This is a genomic window from Pseudomonas sp. AM14(2022) (assembly GCF_036346455.1).
Lineage (GTDB): Bacteria > Pseudomonadota > Gammaproteobacteria > Pseudomonadales > Pseudomonadaceae > Aquipseudomonas > Aquipseudomonas putida_A.
Genome location: NZ_JAOTNY010000013.1, coordinates 1 through 19121, shown reverse-complemented (window position 1 = coordinate 19121; position 19121 = coordinate 1). Strand labels below are relative to the sequence as shown.

21 protein-coding genes are annotated in these 19121 nt (G+C 59.0%); 8 read left to right on the top strand and 13 right to left on the bottom strand.

The genetic code is table 11. The annotated features are described in order from the left end of the window. The first annotated feature begins 104 nt into the window (after nucleotides 1–104). From V3W27_RS22380 to V3W27_RS22365, 4 genes are all read left to right on the top strand, one after another. Nucleotides 105–1916 (top strand): penicillin-binding protein activator, encoded by a 1812-nt coding sequence (locus tag V3W27_RS22380; RefSeq protein WP_330207582.1) that lies wholly within the window; start codon nucleotides 105–107, stop codon nucleotides 1914–1916. After that, entirely contained in the window at nucleotides 1916–2278 is a 363-nt protein-coding gene (locus V3W27_RS22375; RefSeq protein ID WP_007961623.1) for a YraN family protein, read from the top strand. Before V3W27_RS22380 ends, V3W27_RS22375 begins: the two co-directional genes overlap by 1 nt. A gap of 104 nt (nucleotides 2279–2382) precedes the next feature. Then, nucleotides 2383–2976 (top strand): phosphoheptose isomerase, encoded by a 594-nt coding sequence (locus tag V3W27_RS22370; RefSeq protein WP_007961622.1) that lies wholly within the window; start codon nucleotides 2383–2385, stop codon nucleotides 2974–2976. Further along, nucleotides 2973–3551 (top strand): BON domain-containing protein, encoded by a 579-nt coding sequence (locus tag V3W27_RS22365; RefSeq protein ID WP_007961621.1) that lies wholly within the window; start codon nucleotides 2973–2975, stop codon nucleotides 3549–3551. Before V3W27_RS22370 ends, V3W27_RS22365 begins: the two co-directional genes overlap by 4 nt. Before the next feature lie 51 nt (nucleotides 3552–3602). On the opposite strand, the gene V3W27_RS22360 is transcribed toward V3W27_RS22365, so the two are convergent. The 7 genes from V3W27_RS22360 to rplM form a co-directional block, all read right to left on the bottom strand. Further along, on the bottom strand, nucleotides 3603–4016 hold the full coding sequence (locus V3W27_RS22360) for a ClpXP protease specificity-enhancing factor (RefSeq protein ID WP_027612189.1): 414 nt from the start codon (nucleotides 4014–4016) through the stop codon (nucleotides 3603–3605). A gap of 16 nt (nucleotides 4017–4032) precedes the next feature. Beyond that, nucleotides 4033–4650, bottom strand: a complete 618-nt coding sequence (locus V3W27_RS22355) for a glutathione S-transferase N-terminal domain-containing protein (RefSeq protein ID WP_007961620.1) — start codon at nucleotides 4648–4650, stop codon at nucleotides 4033–4035. A 146-nt stretch (nucleotides 4651–4796) separates the two neighbouring features. Next, the gene (locus V3W27_RS22350; RefSeq protein ID WP_007917027.1) at nucleotides 4797–5579 is read right to left on the bottom strand and encodes a cytochrome c1; all 783 of its coding nucleotides are present in this window, start codon (nucleotides 5577–5579) and stop codon (nucleotides 4797–4799) included. Beyond that, complete coding sequence (locus tag V3W27_RS22345; RefSeq protein ID WP_027612190.1) at nucleotides 5579–6790, bottom strand: cytochrome b; 1212 nt, start codon at nucleotides 6788–6790, stop codon at nucleotides 5579–5581. Before V3W27_RS22345 ends, V3W27_RS22350 begins: the two co-directional genes overlap by 1 nt. Then, nucleotides 6790–7383: a ubiquinol-cytochrome c reductase iron-sulfur subunit gene (petA, locus tag V3W27_RS22340; protein ID WP_003228055.1), complete on the bottom strand. Its 594-nt coding sequence runs from the start codon at nucleotides 7381–7383 to the stop codon at nucleotides 6790–6792. Before petA ends, V3W27_RS22345 begins: the two co-directional genes overlap by 1 nt. A 270-nt stretch (nucleotides 7384–7653) precedes the next feature. Next, nucleotides 7654–8046 carry a 30S ribosomal protein S9 gene (rpsI, locus tag V3W27_RS22335; RefSeq protein WP_007961615.1) on the bottom strand — a complete coding sequence of 131 codons (393 nt, stop codon included), beginning with the start codon at nucleotides 8044–8046 and terminating at the stop codon, nucleotides 7654–7656. Nucleotides 8047–8060: 14 nt separating this feature from the next. Next, on the bottom strand, nucleotides 8061–8489 hold the full coding sequence (gene rplM, locus V3W27_RS22330) for a 50S ribosomal protein L13 (protein ID WP_003228062.1): 429 nt from the start codon (nucleotides 8487–8489) through the stop codon (nucleotides 8061–8063). A gap of 244 nt (nucleotides 8490–8733) precedes the next feature. On the opposite strand from rplM, the gene V3W27_RS22325 reads away from it, so the two are divergent. Beyond that, complete coding sequence (locus V3W27_RS22325) at nucleotides 8734–9774, top strand: NADP(H)-dependent aldo-keto reductase (protein WP_247268089.1); 1041 nt, start codon at nucleotides 8734–8736, stop codon at nucleotides 9772–9774. A 100-nt stretch (nucleotides 9775–9874) separates the two neighbouring features. Here the strand turns inward: V3W27_RS22325 and V3W27_RS22320 are convergent, their stop codons facing one another. Then, a complete protein-coding gene (locus V3W27_RS22320) occupies nucleotides 9875–11011 on the bottom strand; it encodes an acyl-CoA dehydrogenase family protein (protein WP_115988927.1) in 1137 nt (378 codons plus the stop codon). Between the two features lie 250 nt (nucleotides 11012–11261). Between V3W27_RS22320 and V3W27_RS22315 the strand changes: the two genes are divergently transcribed. Next, nucleotides 11262–12158, top strand: a complete 897-nt coding sequence (locus tag V3W27_RS22315) for a GlxA family transcriptional regulator (protein WP_171061848.1) — start codon at nucleotides 11262–11264, stop codon at nucleotides 12156–12158. 178 nt (nucleotides 12159–12336) lie between these two features. Here the strand turns inward: V3W27_RS22315 and zapE are convergent, their stop codons facing one another. The 3 genes from zapE to V3W27_RS22300 all read right to left on the bottom strand — a co-directional run bounded on the left by zapE (nucleotide 12337) and on the right by V3W27_RS22300 (nucleotide 15531). Further along, nucleotides 12337–13431, bottom strand: coding sequence for a cell division protein ZapE (gene zapE / locus V3W27_RS22310; protein WP_041074841.1), 1095 nt, complete (start codon nucleotides 13429–13431; stop codon nucleotides 12337–12339). 90 nt (nucleotides 13432–13521) lie between these two features. Beyond that, nucleotides 13522–14877 carry a tryptophan--tRNA ligase gene (locus V3W27_RS22305; RefSeq protein WP_027612193.1) on the bottom strand — a complete coding sequence of 452 codons (1356 nt, stop codon included), beginning with the start codon at nucleotides 14875–14877 and terminating at the stop codon, nucleotides 13522–13524. A 24-nt stretch (nucleotides 14878–14901) separates the two neighbouring features. Next, on the bottom strand, nucleotides 14902–15531 hold the full coding sequence (locus V3W27_RS22300; RefSeq protein WP_247268091.1) for an alpha/beta hydrolase: 630 nt from the start codon (nucleotides 15529–15531) through the stop codon (nucleotides 14902–14904). Nucleotides 15532–15675: 144 nt separating this feature from the next. Between V3W27_RS22300 and V3W27_RS22295 the strand changes: the two genes are divergently transcribed. Further along, nucleotides 15676–16110 (top strand): YhcB family protein, encoded by a 435-nt coding sequence (locus tag V3W27_RS22295; protein ID WP_007961596.1) that lies wholly within the window; start codon nucleotides 15676–15678, stop codon nucleotides 16108–16110. 253 nt (nucleotides 16111–16363) lie between these two features. Here V3W27_RS22295 and V3W27_RS22290 read toward each other — a convergent pair whose 3' ends face one another. Together V3W27_RS22290 and V3W27_RS22285 are read right to left on the bottom strand one after the other, a co-directional pair. After that, a complete protein-coding gene (locus V3W27_RS22290) occupies nucleotides 16364–17098 on the bottom strand; it encodes an OmpA family protein (protein ID WP_007961595.1) in 735 nt (244 codons plus the stop codon). Nucleotides 17099–17215: 117 nt separating this feature from the next. Then, nucleotides 17216–17860, bottom strand: a complete 645-nt coding sequence (locus V3W27_RS22285) for an MBL fold metallo-hydrolase (RefSeq protein ID WP_330207581.1) — start codon at nucleotides 17858–17860, stop codon at nucleotides 17216–17218. Between the two features lie 203 nt (nucleotides 17861–18063). Between V3W27_RS22285 and V3W27_RS22280 the strand changes: the two genes are divergently transcribed. Next, nucleotides 18064–19121 (top strand): M10 family metallopeptidase (locus V3W27_RS22280; RefSeq protein WP_330207580.1); only part of this gene is annotated, 1058 nt, incomplete at its 3' end.

Below are 19121 nucleotides of genomic sequence, written 5' to 3'. Positions count from 1 at the left end.
ATTTACTCCAGCTAAATTGATTGATTCACGCCAGTAACATCGCGCCCCGGCCAGTGCTTGGGTACAATTCCACGCTAATTTGATCGAGTATCAGGAACACTTACATGATCGCTTGCCTGCGGCTGTTCACTGCCCTCTGCCTCGCTGCCTTGCTGGCGGCCTGCGCCAGCTCCCCTTCCTCCAGCCTTGGCGAACTTCCACGGACTCCGGATGCCAGCATCGAGCAACTGCTCGAACAGGCGACCCAGGCCAAGACGCCGGAAAAAGCCGCGCTGTTGCGCTTGAGCGCGGCAGACTTGGCATATCGCCAGCGCAACGCCGGCCAGTCCGCGCAGATCCTGCAACAAGTGCCGATGGAGCAGTTGAAGCCAGGCCAGCAGATCTTCGCCAGCACCCTGTCCGCTGAGCTGGCGATGACTCGCAATCAGCCGAAAGCCGCGCTGACGGCCTTGAGCCATCCGAGCCTGCAGCATCTGAGCGAAATGCCGGAAGACCAGCAAGTGCGCACCGGCACCGTGCATGCCCGCGCACTGGAAGCCGATGGCCAGACCCTGGCGGCCGCTCGCGAGCGCATCTTCATCGCGCCAATGCTCAAAGGCGAAGCCGCGAGCAAGAACCACGAAGCGATCTGGACCCTGATCGCCTCGCTGCCGACCGATCAGCTGCAACCCAACACCGCCGACGATCTTGGCGGCTGGATGGGTCTGGCCCTGGCCGTGAAAACCGCCGGCACTCTGGAACAGCAGCAAGCGGCGATCGATGCCTGGCGCGCACAAAACCCGAAACACCCGGCGGCAATCAACCTGCCGCTGCCACTGACCAAACTCAAGGAACTGGCCAGCCAGCCCCTGAGCAAGATTGCCCTGCTGCTGCCGCAAGACGGCCCGCTGGCCTCGGTCGGCAAGGCCCTGCGTGAAGGTTTCATGGCGGCGCACTATCAAGCGCAACAGGCCGGCCAAAAGCCGCCCGCCATCGAGTTCTACGACAGCTCCAAGCTGACCTCGATGGACGAGTTCTACCGCAAGGCCCAGGCTGATGGCGTGCAATTGGTGGTCGGCCCGCTGGAAAAACCGCTGGTCAAACAACTGAGCACCCGTCCGCAACTGCCAATCACCACCCTCGCGCTGAACTACAGCGAAGGCGATCAAGGTCCGGCGCAACTGTTCCAGTTCGGTCTGGCGGCTGAAGACGAAGCCCGCGAAGTTTCGCGTCGTGCCCGCGCCGACGGCCTGCATCGCGCGGCGATCATGGTGCCGAAAGGCGAATGGGGCGACCGCGTACTGCGTGCGTTCAGCCAGGACTGGCAGGCCAATGGCGGCAGCATCGTCGCCACCGAGCGTGTCGATCAGCCGGTGCAACTGGCCCAGCAGATCGCCGACATGTTCCAGCTGCGTCAGAGCGAAGCCCGCGCCAAGAGCCTGCAGAACGCCGCTGGCACCAACGTAGCCGCGCAGCCGTCGCGTCGTCAGGACATCGAGTTCATCTTCCTCGCAGCCACCCCGCAACAGGCGCAGCAGATCAAGCCGACCCTGAACTTCCAGTACGCGGGCGATGTTCCGGTGTACGCGACCTCCCACGTCTACAGCGCCAGCGGCGATGTGAACCAGTACAACGACATGAACGGTGTGCGCTTCTGCGAAACCCCGTGGTTGCTGGAAGCCAACGACCCGCTGCGCCAGCAAGTCACCGCGCAATGGCCACAAGCGGCCGGTAGCCTTGGCCGCCTGTACGCCATGGGCGTCGATGCCTACCGCTTGGCACCGCGCCTGGGTCAGTTGAAGGCGCTGCCGGACAGCCGCATCGAAGGTCAGTCGGGCAGCCTGGGCATGACCCAGACCCAACGCGTGGTGCGTCAGTTGCCATGGGCGCAGTTCGTCAACGGTCAGGTTCAACGCCTGCCGGACACCCCGCGCTGATGCCCGACGGCTCGCACCTGCAGAGCGGCAAGGATGCCGAGCGCCAGGCGCTCGAGCATCTGCAACACCAGGGTCTGCGCCTGCTGGCGCAGAACTGGTCATGCAAACGGGGCGAGCTTGATCTGGTCATGCTTGATGGCGATACAGTAGTATTCGTCGAAGTCCGCTACAGAAAAAACACTCAATGGGGTGGCGCGCTCGCTAGCATCGATGAGCGCAAACGGCAGAAACTGATTTTCGCCGCGCAGTATTTTCTTCAGCGTGAGTCACGCTGGGCTGATTCCCCTTGCCGCTTCGACGTGGTGGCCATCGACAGGCACCCGGATCAATTGAACTGGTTGCAGAATGCGTTCGATGGTTGATTCTCTGCACACCACCCCGGACACTTTCACCGACAATTTTTGCTCTTTGCTTTGCGGGCTGCACATTCACGTGCCGAACAGCCGCGCTACTTAAGGTCACACAGATGGACATGCAATCCCGAATTCGCCAGCTTTTCCAGGCCAGTATCGACACCAAGCAACAGGCGATGGACGTACTTGCACCGCACATCGAGCAAGCCAGCCAGATCATGGTCAACGCCCTGCTCAACGAAGGCAAAATGCTTTCGTGCGGCAACGGCGGCTCTGCCGGCGACGCCCAGCACTTCTCCTCGGAGCTGCTCAACCGCTTCGAGCGCGAACGCCCGAGCCTGCCGGCCATCGCCCTGACCACCGACAGCTCGACGATCACCTCGATCGCCAACGACTACAGCTACAACGAAGTGTTCTCCAAGCAGATCCGCGCACTGGGTCAACCAGGCGACGTATTGCTGGCGATTTCGACCAGCGGTAACTCGGCAAACATTATTCAGGCGATCCAGGCCGCACATGATCGCGAAATGATTGTCGTAGCATTGACTGGCCGCGATGGCGGCGGCATGGCTTCGCTGCTGCTGCCTGAAGATGTCGAGATTCGCGTACCGGCCCATGTCACTGCACGTATTCAGGAAGTCCATCTGCTGGCGATCCATTGCCTCTGCGATCTGATCGACAGCCAACTGTTCGGGAGTGAAGAATGACCCCTAATCGCCTTGGCCTTCTGGCCTTGACCCTGTGCCTCGGCATCAGCGGCTGCACCTCGGTGGTGAATGCCAGCCGTGAAGCGCCGATTGAAGACGACCGCGGCACCCGAACCTTCGGCAGCAAAATCGACGACTCGCTGATCGAGACCAAAGTCGGCGTCAACGTGGCCAAGGCCGACCCCGGCCTGGACAAGGACTCGCATATTGTCGTCACCAGCTTTAACGGCGTGGTGCTGCTCGCCGGCCAGACGCCGCGCGAAGACCTCAAGGCCAAGGCCGAACAGGCCGCCGCCAACGTCCAGCGCGTGAAGAAGGTGCACAACGAGCTGCAAGTGATTGCGCCGTCCAGCTTCCTCGCCCGCCAGAACGACGCCTGGCTGACCACCAAGATCAAGACCCAGATGCTGACCGATGCCAGCATTCCCGGCTCGCGCATCAAGGTCGTGACCGAGAACGGCATCGTCTATCTGCTGGGCCTGCTGACCAAGCAGGAAGCCCAACAGGCGACCAACCTGGTGCAGAGCGTTTCCGGTGTGCAGAAAATCGTGAAGCTGTTCGAATACATCGACTGATACGCGACGAGCAGATACAAAAAAGGCGATCCATCCGGATCGCCTTTTTTATTACTTCACCACTTTCAAGCTTGGCCGGCCGCTTGGTCGCGGCGGCTCGCTGCCCGGTGGCGGCAAGTCGTCATCCGGCTCGATATCGTCTTCGTCATCCATCGGCGACTCGAGATCGAACACCATGCCCTGCCCGTTCTCCCGGGCGTAGATGCCCAGAATCGCGCTGATTGGCACATACAGACTGTGCGGAACGCCACCGAAGCGACCCTCGAAGGTCACCACGTCGTTGTCCATGTGCAAGTGCCGCACGGCGCTGGGCGAAATGTTCAGGACAATTTGCCCGTCACTGGCAAAGCCCTGCGGCACCTGCACTGCCGGGTATTCGGAATTGACCAGCATGTGCGGGGTGCAATCGTTATCCACAATCCACTCGTAGAGCGCGCGGACCAGATAAGGTCGACTGGAGTTCATAGCGGCTCCTTAAGCCTTAGCGCATATCGCGTTCGACGCCAGACAGACTCGCCTGGAAAGCCTCACGCGCAAACTGGCGCTCCATATAATCAAGCAGCGGCTTGGCCGGCCGCGGCAGTTCAATACCCAGAATCGGCAAACGCCAGAGTATTGGCAATAGGCAGCAATCCACCAGACTTTGTTCCTCACTGAGGAAAAACGGCTTGTCGGCAAACAGCGGCGACACGCCCGTCAGGCTTTCACGCAATTCCTTACGCGCCACGACACGCGCGGCCTCCTTGGACTTGGGATCAAGAATCAGATCCACCAGACCACACCAGTCGCGCTGAATACGGTGAATCAGCAGACGACTGTTGGCACGCGCCACCGGATAAACCGGCATCAGTGGCGGATGCGGGTAACGCTCATCCAGATATTCCATCACCACGGTCGACTCCCACAACGCCAGGTCGCGATCAACCAGCGTCGGGAGACTGCCGTAAGGGTTCACCTCAATCAGTTTAGGCGGCTGGCGACCAGCTTCCACGTAAATGATTTCGGCGCTGACACCCTTCTCTGCAAGCACGATGCGCACTCGGTGGGAATAGTGGTCGGCGGGGTCGGAGTAACAGGCCAACCGATTGGTCACGCCCATGGCGATCCTCCTCGCTTGTTGAAATTATCGGAACCGGAAAAACGCGCGCGCCCAGAGGGCGCCTCCCGCAACGCCTGGCGAACCAGGTGTCGCGTTATCGGAGGCGCCCTTGGGCGCGCGCGATTAACAGCAATGCTTGAAGCGTATCAGTGCACGTCTTTCCAGTATTCACGCTTGAGCAGGTAGGCGAACACAAAGAAGAACGCCAGGTACAGCAAGACGTAAGTACCGATGCGCTGATGTTGCAGCTTAACCGGGTTAGCCGAGTAAGCCAGGAAGGTTACCAGATTCTTGACCTTCTCATCGAACTGCTCTTCGTTCAGAGCACCGGATTTCGGCACGATGGTCAACTGATCGCACGCTTCATGGGTCAGCGGCGTACCGGTCAGCGGATCGTATTGCTTCTTGCCGTCCTCGACGATCTGCACTTGCTTGCAGCCAACCACCTGGCGACCTTGCAGGCCGACCAGCACGTTAGGCATGCCGACGTTCGGGAAGACCTTGTTGTTCACGCCCCAAGGACGTGCCGGATCTTCGTAGAACGAGCGCAGGTAACCGTAGAGCCAGTCAGTGCCACGCACACGCGCCACCAAAGTCAGGTCCGGCGGAGCAGCACCGAACCAGGTCTTGGCGTCCGCCGGCTGCATGCCGATGTTCATGTGGTCGCCGATCTTGGCGCCAGTGAACACCAGCTTCTCGAGCATCATTTCGTGGGGAATGCCGAGGTCATCGGCCACCCGCTCGTAACGCTGAAACTTGGCACTGTGGCAGCCCATGCAATAGTTGGCGAAGGTTCGCGCGCCATCTTGCAGGGCAGCCTTATCGGATACATCGATGTCGACTTTTTCCAGCTCCGGACCACCGTGTTCGGCGGCGAAAGACAGCACGGGCAGAGCAGCAAAAATCAGAGCAAAAAATAACTTTTTCATCAGCCAGTCACCCTTTCCGGAACCGGTTTGGTCTTCTCGAGCCTGGTGTAGAACGGCATCAGAATGAAGTAGGCGAAGTACAGGAAGGTGCAGATCTGCGACACCAGCGTGCGCTCCGGCGTCGGGGCGAGTACACCCAGAATGCCGAGGATCACGAAGGAAATGCAGAACACCACCAGCCATGCTTTGCTCATCCAGCCCTTGTAACGCATCGATTTGACCGGGCTGCGATCCAGCCACGGCAGCACAAACAGCATGGCAATCGAGGCGCCCATGGCGATCACGCCCATGAGTTTGTCCGGGATCGCACGCAAGATCGCGTAGAACGGCGTGAAGTACCAGACCGGGGCAATGTGCTCAGGCGTCTTGAACGGGTTGGCTTGCTCGAAGTTTGGTTTTTCGAGGAAGTAGCCGCCCATTTCCGGGAAGAAGAACACGATAAAGCAGAAGATGAACAGGAACACCACTACGCCGACGATGTCTTTCACGGTGTAGTACGGATGGAAGGCAATGCCATCCAGCGGGACACCGTTTTCGTCTTTGTGCTTCTTGATGTCGACGCCATCCGGGTTGTTCGAGCCGACTTCGTGCAGTGCCAGGATGTGCAGCACCACCAGACCGAGGATCACGATCGGCAGCGCGACGACGTGCAGGGCGAAGAAGCGGTTCAGGGTGATTCCGGAAATCAGGTAGTCACCACGAATCCACTGGGTCAGGTCGTTACCGATCACCGGAATCGCACCGAACAGCGAGATGATCACCTGGGCACCCCAGTAGGACATCTGACCCCACGGCAGCAGATAACCCATGAAGGCCTCAGCCATCAGCGCCAGGTAGATCAGCATGCCGAATACCCAGACCAGTTCACGTGGTTTCTGGTACGAACCGTAGAGCAGGCCACGGAACATGTGCAGGTAGACCACGATGAAGAACGCCGAAGCGCCGGTGGAGTGCAGCAGACGCAGGATCGAGCCGTACTCGACATCGCGCATGATGTATTCGACGGAAGCGAAGGCCTCTTCTGCCGACGGCGTGTAGCTCATCGTCAGCCAGACACCGGTGACAATCTGATTGACCAGCACCAGCAGCGCCAGCGAGCCGAAGAAATAGAAGAAGTTGAAGTTTTTTGGTGCGTAATACTTGCTGAGATGGTCTTCCCACATTTTTGTCGCAGGGAAGCGCGCATCAACCCAATCCATGAACTTGCTCATCACGCTTTCTCCGTATCGACGCCAATGACAATCAGGTCATCGGTCTCATAGGAATGCGGGGGAACTGGCAGGTTCAAAGGCGCGGGTTGCGACTTGTAGACGCGGCCAGCCAGATCGTAGTGGGAACCGTGGCAAGGGCAGAAATAGCCACCGACCCAGTCTTTACCCAGATCTGCAGGCGCCACTTCGGGACGGAAGGTTGGTGAGCAACCCAAGTGCGTGCAGATCCCGATCAGCAGGAGAATTTCCGGCTTGATCGAACGCACTTCAGGATCGACATAGGTAGGTTGCGTGGAGTTTTTGGAAGTCGGATCGGAGAGCTGGCCCTCGATCTTCTTGAGATTCCCCAGGATTTCCGCAGTACGGCGGACAATGAACACCGGCTGGCCGCGCCACTCAGCAATCATCTGCTGTCCTGGCTCGATCTTGCTGACATTCACTTTCACCGGTGCACCGGCGGCTTTCGCCTTGGCACTGGGAAACCATGACCCCACGAACGGGACCGCAGCCCCCACCGCTCCTGCAGCACCCACCACGGATGTGGCTGCTACCAAGAAGCGACGCCGGCCTGCATTCACGCCGTCATTGCTCATTCAGTCCTCTCCCATCAGCTTTGTGGCCTGTTAAATCAGGCATCTACTAAATAAATCAATGTTACTTATAAAAATTTTGCCGAGATGGTAATGAAAAGCCCCAATTCTGACAAGGGAATTACCCGGAGCTCATACCCTCAAGCCTTGCAGTATAGGGGGTCTACGAATGTGGCAAGTTGTCACAGCGCAATTCTTTTGATAAATCGCAGGCATAAAAAAACGCCCGGTTCCGTGAGGAATCGGGCGTTCTTTTTTGAACGTGGAAACGAATTAACGCTTCGAGTACTGCGGACGCTTACGCGCTTTACGCAGACCAACTTTCTTACGTTCAACTTCACGGGCGTCGCGAGTAACGAAGCCAGCTTTGCGCAGAGCGCTACGCAGGGTTTCGTCGTAGTCCATCAGAGCGCGAGTGATGCCGTGGCGGATTGCGCCAGCCTGACCACTTACACCACCACCGATGACAGTGACGTAGATGTCGAACTTCTCGACAGTCTCGGTCAGTTCCAGCGGCTGACGAACTACCATGCGGGCAGTTTCGCGGCCGAAGAACGAGTCCAGGGAGCGGTTGTTGATGGAGATGTTACCAGTACCCGGACGCAGGAAAACGCGTGCGGTTGCGGTCTTGCGACGGCCAGTGCCGTAATTTTGAGTCGCCGACATAATGAACTATTCCGTTAAATCTTCAGTTCTTGGGGCTGCTGAGCAGTATGAGGGTGTGCAGCGCCCGCATAGACTTTCAGCTTACGGTACATGTCACGACCCAGCGGGTTCTTAGGCAGCATGCCTTTAACCGCGGTCTCGATCACGCGCTCAGGGGCCTTGGCGATCAGCTTTTCAAAGTTGATCGACTTGATGCCGCCCGGGAAACCGGAGTGGGAGTAGTACATTTTGTCAGTGGTTTTAGCGCCGGTTACACGGATCTGCTCGGCGTTGATTACGACGATGTAGTCGCCGGTGTCAACGTGAGGAGTGTACTCAGGCTTGTGCTTGCCACGCAGACGGCTCGCGATTTCGGTGGCCAGACGACCCAGGGTCTGACCAGCAGCGTCGACGACAAACCAGTCGCGCTTTACTGTTTCCGGTTTAGCAGTAAAAGTTTTCATTCTTTATAGCCTCAGGGGCCGCCTGTAAATAAGACGGCGGATCTTACTGAATAGTGCGTACTTTGACAAGTCAAAGGCAGCCGGATACAGACGCTTTCGGGGGCTCGGGTCGGCGCGTCCGTTCAACGGCAAGATTCTTCGGCGGCGGCGCATCACTTCCACTGCAGAAAGAGGTCGGCAATTATGCAGATTGCGAAAAAATTTTCAACCTGCTTTTATGATTGTTTTGCCCAAGGAGCACCCGATGGACTATCGCCAGCTAGGCCGTACCGACCTGAACGTGAGTGCAATCTGCCTCGGCACCATGACCTGGGGCGAGCAAAACACTGAAGCTGAAGCCTTCGCCCAGATCGAACGGGCCAAGGAAGCCGGGATCAATTTCATCGACACCGCCGAGATGTACCCGGTGCCGCCGAAAGCCGACACCTACGCCACCACCGAGCGCTACATCGGCAATTACTTCAAGCGTCGCGGCGACCGCGCCGACTGGATCCTAGCCAGCAAGATCGCCGGCCCCGGCAACACCATCGACTACATCCGCGACAAGAACCTGCGCCACAATCGCCAGCACATCACCGCCGCAGTGGATGCCAGCCTCGAGCGCCTGCAGACCGATTACATCGACCTTTATCAATTGCACTGGCCAGAGCGCAGCACCAACTTTTTCGGACAGCTGGGCTACAAGCACAAGATCGAGGCCAACCTGACGCCGCTCGAAGACACGCTCGAAGCGCTCGACGAACAGGTCAAGGCCGGCAAGATCCGCCACATCGGGCTGTCCAACGAGACGCCGTGGGGCACCATGCGTTTCCTTGCCCTGGCCGAAGCCCGTGGCTGGCCGCGCGCGGTGTCGATCCAGAACCCGTACAACCTGCTCAACCGCAGCTTCGAAATCGGTCTGGCCGAAATCGCCATCCGCGAACAATGCGGCCTGCTCGCCTACTCGCCGCTGGCGTTCGGCTTCCTGTCAGGCAAGTACGAAGGTGGCGCGCGCCCACCGAAAGGCCGCCTGAGCCTCTACAGCCGCTTCAGCCGCTATTTCAACGCGCAATCGGAAGCTGCCTGCAGCCGCTATGTGGCATTGGCCCGTGAACACGGTCTGGATCCGGCGCAAATGGCGCTGGCGTTCGTCACCCAGCAACCGTTCGTCACCAGCAACATCATTGGCGCGACGACGCTTGCGCAACTGGACAGCAACATTGCCAGTTTTGATCTGAAACTTTCCGATGAAGTGCTGGCGGGAATCGAGGCGATTCACAAGGATCACCCGAATCCGGCGCCTTGATCGACCGCTAAAAGCTTCACGAGCAGGCTCGCTCCCACAGGTACGGTGATCCCTGTGGGAGCGAGCCTGCTCGCAAAGAGGCCCGTCAATGCAGCGAAGATCAAAGCGAGCGCGCAATGATCTCCTTCATGATTTCATTGGTGCCGGCATAGATGCGCTGCACGCGCGCATCCGCCCACGCCCGGGCCACCGGGTATTCCCACATGAAGCCGTAGCCGCCATGCAACTGCACGCACTCGTCGAGCACCTTGCATTGCAGGTCGGTGCCCCAGTATTTGGCCATCGCCGCTGTTGGAACATCGAGCTTGCCTTGCAGGTGCAGTTCCAGGCACTTGTCGACAAATACTCGGCCGATCTGAATCTCGGTAGCCATCTCCGCCAGTTTGAAGCGGGTGTTCTGGAAGTCGGCGATCGCCTTGCCGAACGCCTTGCGATCACGGGTGTAATCCAGCGTCCATTGCAGTGCCGCTTCGGCTGAGGCCAGACCACCAATCGCCACGGTCAGACGCTCCTGCGGCAATTCCTGCATCAAATAGGCAAACCCCGCCCCGGCCTGACCCAACAGGTTTTCCTTGGGAACACGCACGTCCTGGAAGAACAATTCCGACGTGTCCTGAGCCTTCATTCCGACCTTCTCCAGGCGTTTGCCCTTCTCGAAGCCCGGCGTATTCGCTTCCACCACAAACAGGCTGGTGCCCTTGGCGCCGGCCTTCGGATCAGTCTTGGCGACGACGATCACCAAATCAGCGAGGAAGCCGTTGGTGATGAAAGTCTTGGAGCCGTTGATCACGTACTCGTCGCCATCCAGCACCGCCGTGGTCTTGACCCCTTGCAGGTCGGAACCGGCACCCGGTTCGGTCATGGCAATCGCACTGACCATCTCGCCAGAGACCAGTTTCGGCAGGTATTTGTGCTTAAGCGCTTCGCTGCCGTAATGCAGGATGTACGGTGCGACGATGTCCGAATGCAGCGAAAAGCCGATACCGGTCAGACCCAAGCGACCGACCTCTTCGATCACCACCGCGCTGTACAGAAAGTCCGCGCCCAGGCCGCCGTATTCTTCCGGCAGGTGTGAGCAGAGCATCCCCGCCTCCCCGGCCTTGTTCCACAGCTTGCGGTCGATGTGGCCTTGTTTCTCCCATTGCGCATGGAACGGCACAGCCTCTTTTTCGAGGAAGGTTCGTACGCTGTCGCGGAACAATTCGTGCTCGGAGCTGAACAAGGTTCTGGGGATCATGCGGCACCTTTCATTCTTGTTGGAGGAATATGACCTTCAGAGACTAAGCCTCACCTCCGACACAGGACACTGGACACATCCGACAAAAAATAAGACGATCCAGCCGTCTGGTGACCACTTTCCCTTATAAAAACAAAACAAAAGTTGAATTATGTCCAAGCAAGTCTCCACGCCCTTGCGGCGCGTCAGCATCCTGGCAATCGACCGGGTTTTCGCATCCACTCTCATGCAGGCCAAGGATTTCTTCCATCTGGCCAGCCTGCGTTACGGCAAACAACTGGGCCACGGCCTGACACCGGCGTTTGAAACCCGCCTGGTCAGCCCCGACGGCAAACCGGTGAACAGCTTCAGTGACGTGATGATGCCGGTGGACGGCGGCCTGGAAAACGCCGACGTCATCATCCTCCCGGCGTTCTGGGACGACTTTGAAACCCTGTGCGGCCGTTATCCACAGATCCTGCCATGGCTGCGCGAGCAGCATGCCCGCGGCGCCGTGCTCTGCGGCGAAGCCACCGGGGTGTTCTGGCTGGCCGAGGCCGGGTTGCTCAACGGCAAGGAAGCGACCACCTACTGGCGTTTCTTCAATGCCTTCGCCGAGCGCTTCCCCAAGGTGTACCTCAATCAGGACAAGCACCTGACCGACGCTGACAACCTGTATTGCGCCGGCGGCACCACTTCGGCCTGCGACCTCTATATCTACCTGATCGAACGCTTCTGCGGCGCCAACGTGGCGCAAGCCGTGGCCCGCGACATTCTGTATGAAGTGCAGCGCAGCTATTCGCCGGGACGTATCGGTTTCGGCGGGCAGAAGCTGCACCAGGACGTGATCATCCTGCAGATCCAGCACTGGCTCGAAGAGCATTTCGCCGACAAGTTCCGCTTCGAAGACGTGGCCCGCGAGCATGGCATGAGCATCCGTAACTTCATGCGCCGCTTCCAGACCGCCACCGGCGACAAGCCGCTGCACTACCTGCAACGGTTGCGTATAGAGACCGCCAAGGGCTTGCTGTCCGGCAGCCGCAAGAGCATCAAGACCATCAGTTATGAGGTCGGCTACGACGATGCGAGCTTCTTTGCGCGGCTGTTCCGCCAGCACACCGAGCTGTCGCCGAACCAGTATCGGCAGCAGTTTCAGCAGGCTGCGTAACTCGCTGCCCACGCACAAAACCACTGTGGGAGCGGGCTTGCTCGCGAAAGCGTACTTTCAGTTGGCATCTATTTAGCTGACACACCGCATTCGCGAGCAAGCCCGCTCCCACAGGGGTACTGCGTCGCATAAAAAAGGGCCTGCAAATGCAGGCCCTTTTTTTGTATGCCGAATCTGCTTAAGGCTTGTGCGCCCGCGACAGGAATTCGTGCGATTGCATCTCCAGCAGACGGCTGAGCGTACGCTGGAATTCAAACGTCAGGCGTCCGCCGGTGTACAGGTCTTTCAACTCGACTTCGGCAGAAATGATCAGCTTGACGTTACGGTCGTAGAACTCGTCGACCATGTTGATGAAACGCCGGGCGATGTCGTCGGTGGTGACGCTCATCTGCTCGACGCCGCTGAGCAGCACCGCGTGGAAGATCTTGCCCAGCTCGATGTAGTCGTTCTGGCTGCGCGGACCGTCGCACAGTTCGCGGAAGTCGAACCAGGCCACGTCGTCGCAGGTGCGCAGGGCACGGATTTCGCGGTTCTCGATGATCAGCACATCGTTTTCCACCGCTGCCGTGCATTCCGGCGTCAGGGCCTTGAAGCTCTTGCGCAGGCTTTCATGGGCGGCTTCGTCCAGCGGATAGTGGAACAGCTCCGCTTGTTCGAGGTGGCGCAGACGGTAGTCGACACCGCTGTCGACGTTGACGATCTCGGTGTTCTGCTTGATCAGCGCAATAGCCGGCAGGAAGCGCGCACGTTGCAGGCCATCCTTGTACAGACCGTCCGGAACGATGTTCGAAGTCGCGACCAGGGTCACGCCGTTCTTGAACAGCTCTTCCATCAGCGTGCCAAGGATCATCGCGTCGGTGATGTCCGAGACGAAAAATTCATCGAAGCAGATCACTCGCGACTCGGTCGCGAAGCGCTTGGCGATGATGGTCAGCGGGTTTTTCTCGCCGCCGAGGGTTTTCATCTCTTCGTGCACACGCTTCATGAAGCGGTGGAAGTGGGTGCGGGTCTTTTCCTTGAACGGCAGCGCTTCGAAGAAGGTGTCGACCAGGTAAGTCTTGCCGCGACCCACGCCGCCCCAGAAGTACAGGCCCTTGACCGGCGTCTGATCCTTCTTGCCAAACAGCTTGCCCAGCAAACCCGGCTTGTTCTGCTCGGCCGCGATCAGATCGTCGTACAGGCGCTGCAGATGACGCACGGCAGTTTCCTGCGCGGCGTCATGGAAGAAGTCCGGGCGTTTCAGATCAGCTTGATATCGTTCTAGGGGCGTCATAATTCGTTAGCAAGGCAACAAAAACGGGCCGTCACTGTAGCGACGGCCCGTAGGAATGGCAATCAGCCCTTGGTCGGGCCGCGCCGCGGATTAGTCCTGAACCGGGGTCAGCGCAACGCGCAGAGCCTCGATGGCCGCGTCTCGCGCAGCAGTATCGGCGAACGCCGGGCTGTCGCCAACGCACTCGCCTTCCAGCCACACGCTGAAGCTCAGGTCTTGATTGCGAATGTCCAGCGCCTGACCGGCTTGCAGTTGTTTGGTCACTTGGCCTGCAGTTTTGCCGTCGGCGAAGTTGCGCGACAGCAGCAGTTGCTCGCCATCTGCCGCCAGCAGACGGAAACGGAAGCTGCCGTCGTCTTCACGGAAGCTGACGAAACGTGCAGCTTTCACGGCTTTCTTCTTGGTGGTCGCCGCGACTTGCACCTGATTGACGAACGAACGCAGGCCGACCGCTTCACGCAGTTCGTTGAGGAACGGCGTCGCCACCGCACGAGCCTTTTTCGCGCCGTGTTGCAGGATGTCTTCCAGATCCGCCGGGCGCTCGATCAACTGGTGATAGCGCTCGCGGGACTCGCCCAGTTCATTGTCGAGCAACTGGAACAGACGATTCTTCGCCTCGCCCCAACCCAGACCGCCGAGCAGTTCGCTGCGGAATTCGTCCGCCTGCGCCGGTGTGGCGAACGCCTGAAACAGAGTGAACAGGTGCGAGTTGTCCGGATCTTTGGCTTCGCCCGGCGCTTTGGAGTCGGTGACGATCCGCGAGATCGCGTCCTTCATCTCTTTGGCGCTGGAGAACAGCGGGATGGTGTTGTCGTAGCTCTTCGACATCTTGCGCCCGTCGAGGCCGGGCAAGGTCGCCACGCTCTCCTCAATCAGCGCTTCAGGCATGGTGAAGAACTCTTTGCCTTGGCCGAACAGGTGGTTGAAGCGCTGGCCGATGTCACGGGCCATTTCCACGTGCTGGATCTGGTCGCGACCGACCGGCACCTTGTGCGCGTTGAACATCAGAATGTCCGCCGCCATCAGCACCGGGTAGCTGTAGAGGCCCATGGTGATCCCAGAATCCGGGTCCTCGCCGGTTTCGACGTTCTTGTCCACCGAGGCCTTGTAGGCGTGCGCCCGGTTGAGCAAGCCTTTGGCGGCGACGCAGGTCAGCAGCCAGGTCAGCTCGGGGATTTCCGGGATGTCGGACTGGCGATAGAAGGTCACACGGTCGACATCCAGGCCACCGGCCAGCCAGGTCGCGGCGATTTCCAGACGCGAGCGCTGGATGCGCAGCGGGTCATCGCATTTGATCAGGGCGTGGTAGTCGGCCAGGAAGTAGAACGAATCGGCATTGCTGTCGCGGCTGGCGAGGATCGCCGGGCGGATGGCGCCGGCGTAGTTGCCCAGGTGCGGCGTGCCGGTGGTGGTGATGCCGGTGAGGATACGGGTACGGTTCGTCATGGGTAATCGCTTGTCAGACTGCAATCAATTCGAGAGACGCGGCAGGATCAGATCCTTGAGATCGGTCAGCTTGCCATGAAAAAAGTGTCCGCATTCTGCCACTTTCAGCAGCTCATGGGGGCGCTGGAGTTTTTCCGACCAGTCGTAGACCAACTGCGGATCGATCACTTCGTCGGTTTCCGGCTGGATCACGGTCAGCTCGCCGTGCTGTGGCAGTTGATCCTGATCGCCCAGACGCATCACTGCCGGCGCGACCATGAACAGCTGCTTTGACTGCACGCCTTGGGCTTCGAGACGACCGCCGAGACTTGCTGCAACAAATCCGCCGAAGGAGAAACCGAACAGGGTCAGCGGCAGCTCCGGATGCTTTTCCAGTAGCCATGCTGCGGCAGCCTGAGCGTCGTCGACTTCACCGCTGCCCATGTCGTGGGAGCCTTCGCTGGCACCGACGCCGCGATAGTTGAAGCGCAAGGTAATCAGGCCGGCGTCGCGCGCGGTGCGCTGCAGGGTCGAGACGACCTTGTTGAGCATGGTGCCGCCCTGCACCGGGTTTGGATGGCAGATCAGCGCGATGCCGACTGGCTGCTCGTTATCGAGGTACAGCGCTTCGATTTGGCCGACTGGGCCGGCAATCACTACAGGGGTTTCACGCATCAGCAAGGAAGGAACTCCGTGACCTCGAATCGGGTCGACTCGTCTAGCAAATTGTCTGTGCCAATCTATTGCGAGTGAATCGCGGTATACAGCGCAGGTTCGAGCCGTTAACGTAAAGCAAAGCCGTTTATAGAGGAAGGACTCGTGGAACACTCGCTCTTAGTTTGGTTGTTACCGACTCTTGCCCTGGTTGTGGGTGTCGCCATTGGATTCCTGATCGCTCGCGTCGCACCGAATGCCGCGCCGAGCCGCACGCAGCGTCAACTGGATGATATCCAGGAGCGTTTCGACAGCTATCAAAACGAGGTGGTCACCCACTTCAACAGCACCGCGATGCTGGTCAAGAAGCTGACCCAGAGCTATCAGGAAGTGCAGGATCATCTCGCCGAGGGCGCCAACCGCCTGGCCCTGGACGAGCAGACCCGTCAACGCCTGATCGCCGCTTTGCACGCCGATGCCGCGCAGGCACCGCGCGAACGCCTGACGCCGCCGCGCGATCAGGAGCCGCCACGCGACTACGCACCGAAAGCCCCGAACTCGCCTGGCATGCTCGATGAGCATTATGGCCTGAAGAAGTAATCAGTCTTCGCTGCAAGCAAAAAGCCCCCGGACAATTCGGTTGTCCGGGGGCTTTTTTGTATCTGATGATTTGAGGGTATTGACCCGGCCCCTTCGCGAGCAAGCCCGCTCCCACAGGGTCATGTGGTGAACGCAGATTCTGTGAACAACACCCATCCCTGTGGGAGCGGGCTTGCTCGCGAAAGGGCCAGCACGGGCAACCCAAAAAAATGCCCGGTCACAAGACCGGGCATTTCTTCACTCAAGCATTCACTTACGGATACTGCTGAACCGTCCCCGGCTGTTGCTGCTGACCACCATACTGCTGACCTGGAATCGCTTTCAGGTTGACCTCGACGCGGCGGTTCTGCGCGCGGCCATTGACGTCACCGTTGCTGGCAATCGGGTTATCCGGGCCGGCGCCACGGGCCGAGAGGTTGGCACCGCTGACACCTTGCGAGGTCAGGTAGGTGGCCACGCTCTGCGCACGACGCTGAGACAGGTCCATGTTGTGCTGGCGGCTGCCGGTGCTGTCGGTGTAGCCGACGATTTCGATCTGGTTCTGGTTGAACTCTTTCAGCGAGTTCGCCAGATTGTTCAGCGGCTGATAGAAGCTTGGCGCGATGTTCGCCGAGTCGGTGGCGAAGGTAATGTTGCCTGGCATGATCAGTTTGATCTGGTCGCCCTGGCGCTGCACTTCAACCCCGGTGTTGGCCATGCTGGCGCGCAGCTTTTTCTCTTGCTGGTCGGCGTAGTAACCGTAACCGGCCGCCGAAGCACCTACCACCGCCGCGCCGATCAAGGCGCCCTTGCCACGGTTGTTGTGGTCGATGGCGGCACCCGCCAGGGCGCCGGCCAGCGCACCGAGACCGCCGTACTTGGCGGTTTTGCTCATGCCTTGCGAGCCACCGTCGGCCTGCCCCTGATTGTCATACGGGTTGGGCGAGGCGCAGCCGGCCAACATGGCCACAGCGGTAGCAACAATAATCAAACGAGGCGTGGTGAACATGAAGAGCTCCTGGTTTTTTTCGCATTCTGTGTGGCAGCGGCCCTAGGCAATAGACCTGTGCGGGCGTTGGATCATGACAATGCCAAAAAATTCCGCCGCACACTCATGACAAAATGTTTAGGCGCGCACGAACGGATTTTCCCGCATTTCATCCCCGAGACGCGTGTCCGGACCATGCCCGGCAACCACGATTGCGTCTTCGTCGAGGGTGTACAGCCGCTGCTTGATCGATCGCACGATGGTCGCCTGATCGCCGCCCCACAAATCCGTGCGCCCTACTCCGCGACGAAACAGCGTGTCGCCGGCAATCAACAGCTTAGCCTCCGAAAACCAAAAGCTCATGGAACCGGGCGTATGTCCCGGCGTATGCAGCGCCACGCCGCAGCCGCAGGCCAGTTCTTCATCGTCGCTCAACCAGCGATCCGGCGACGGCACCGGCGTGTAGGGCACACCGAACATCTGGCATTGCATTTCAAGGTTGTCCCACAGGAATTGGTCTTCCTTGTGCAGGTGCAGGGTCGCGCCAGTCTTTTCTTTCATCTGCCCGGAGGCGAGGAAATGATCGAGATGCGCGTGGGTGTGGATGATACTGACCACTTTCAGACCATGGGCATCGAGGCGCGCCATGATCAGGTCAGGATTGCCACCCGGATCGACGACGATGGCTTTTTTCGTGATGGGGTCGCCGATGATCGTGCAATTGCACTGCAACGGGCCGACCGGGAAGGTTTCGCGAATAAGCGCGGGACTTGGAACAGACATGAAATGGATCCTGGACTGACAAGGTTGACGTTCGCCTCAGGATTCTACTGCACTCGCCGATACAGATTGCCGGGTCAGTTAATTGGCGCCACTAATCAGAAAGTAGTGGCCAGATGATGTCAAGCAACCTTGTTCTCGTGCAAAATCCAACCTTGTAGCGGCCGCATTTCGGGAAGGGCCGCAGCCCACCTCAGGAATCACGCATGCCACGCCCTACTGGTTACACATACACCACATTCGCCAATCTGACTGGGGTCGCCCCTGTCGACAGCCTCATTTCCGGCTATAAATGGGAAAGCACCCAATGGTACAACCCGGGTGCGGTGACCAGTCTGACGTACAGCTTCATTGTCCCTGGCGTATCGGTGTTTGCCGCGAATTACAGCGCAGATAACGAGCCCAAAGCGGCCTATGCGCTGACGAACACACAAAAACTGGCGGCCATGGGAGCGTTCGACGCCTGGTCTGCAGTGGCCAATATCACATTCCAGTTGACCGGCGAATCCTCGACAAGCGTAGGCGACCTGCGTTTGGGGGGGTATACACTGCTAGACAGCGATGCAGCTGCCTGGGCTTACACCCCGTCCGAGAAACCCAATGGCGGCGATATCTGGATCGGGCCGAACACGAGTTTACCGTCTCCGGATAAAGGCACGTATGACTTCATGACACTCGTTCATGAGATCGGTCATGCAATAGGCCTCAAACATTCCTTTTCCCCGTCAGCCTACAACAACATTGTACTCAGCCCGGCGCTTGATGACGTGGCGTTCACCGTCATGAGCTACAACAACAATTATTCTTACCTGCCGACCACCCCGATGGTGCTCGACATCTTGGCAATCCAGAGCCTGTATGGCGTGAACAGCCAGTGGATGACTGGTAACAACAACTATTCCTGGGCACCGACACAATCTGTTTTCGAAACGATCTGGGACGCCGGCGGTGTAGACACCATTGACGCCAGTAACCAGTTGGCGGCTGTCAGCATCAACCTCAATGAGGGTCAGTACAGCAAGATCGGCCAAGCCTTTACCGATCAGGCTGGAAATGCCTTTAATCAGGGACTGGCGATTGCTTACGGCGCGAAAATCGAAAACGCTTTTGGCTCGGCGTTCGATGACACGTTGACGGGCAACTCACTGGACAATTTCCTGAATGGAATGGTAGGTGCCGACACCATGATCGGTGGCGCCGGCAATGACATTTACATCGTCGACAACGTCGGTGATGTAGTAATCGAGACCGGCACCTCTCTTTC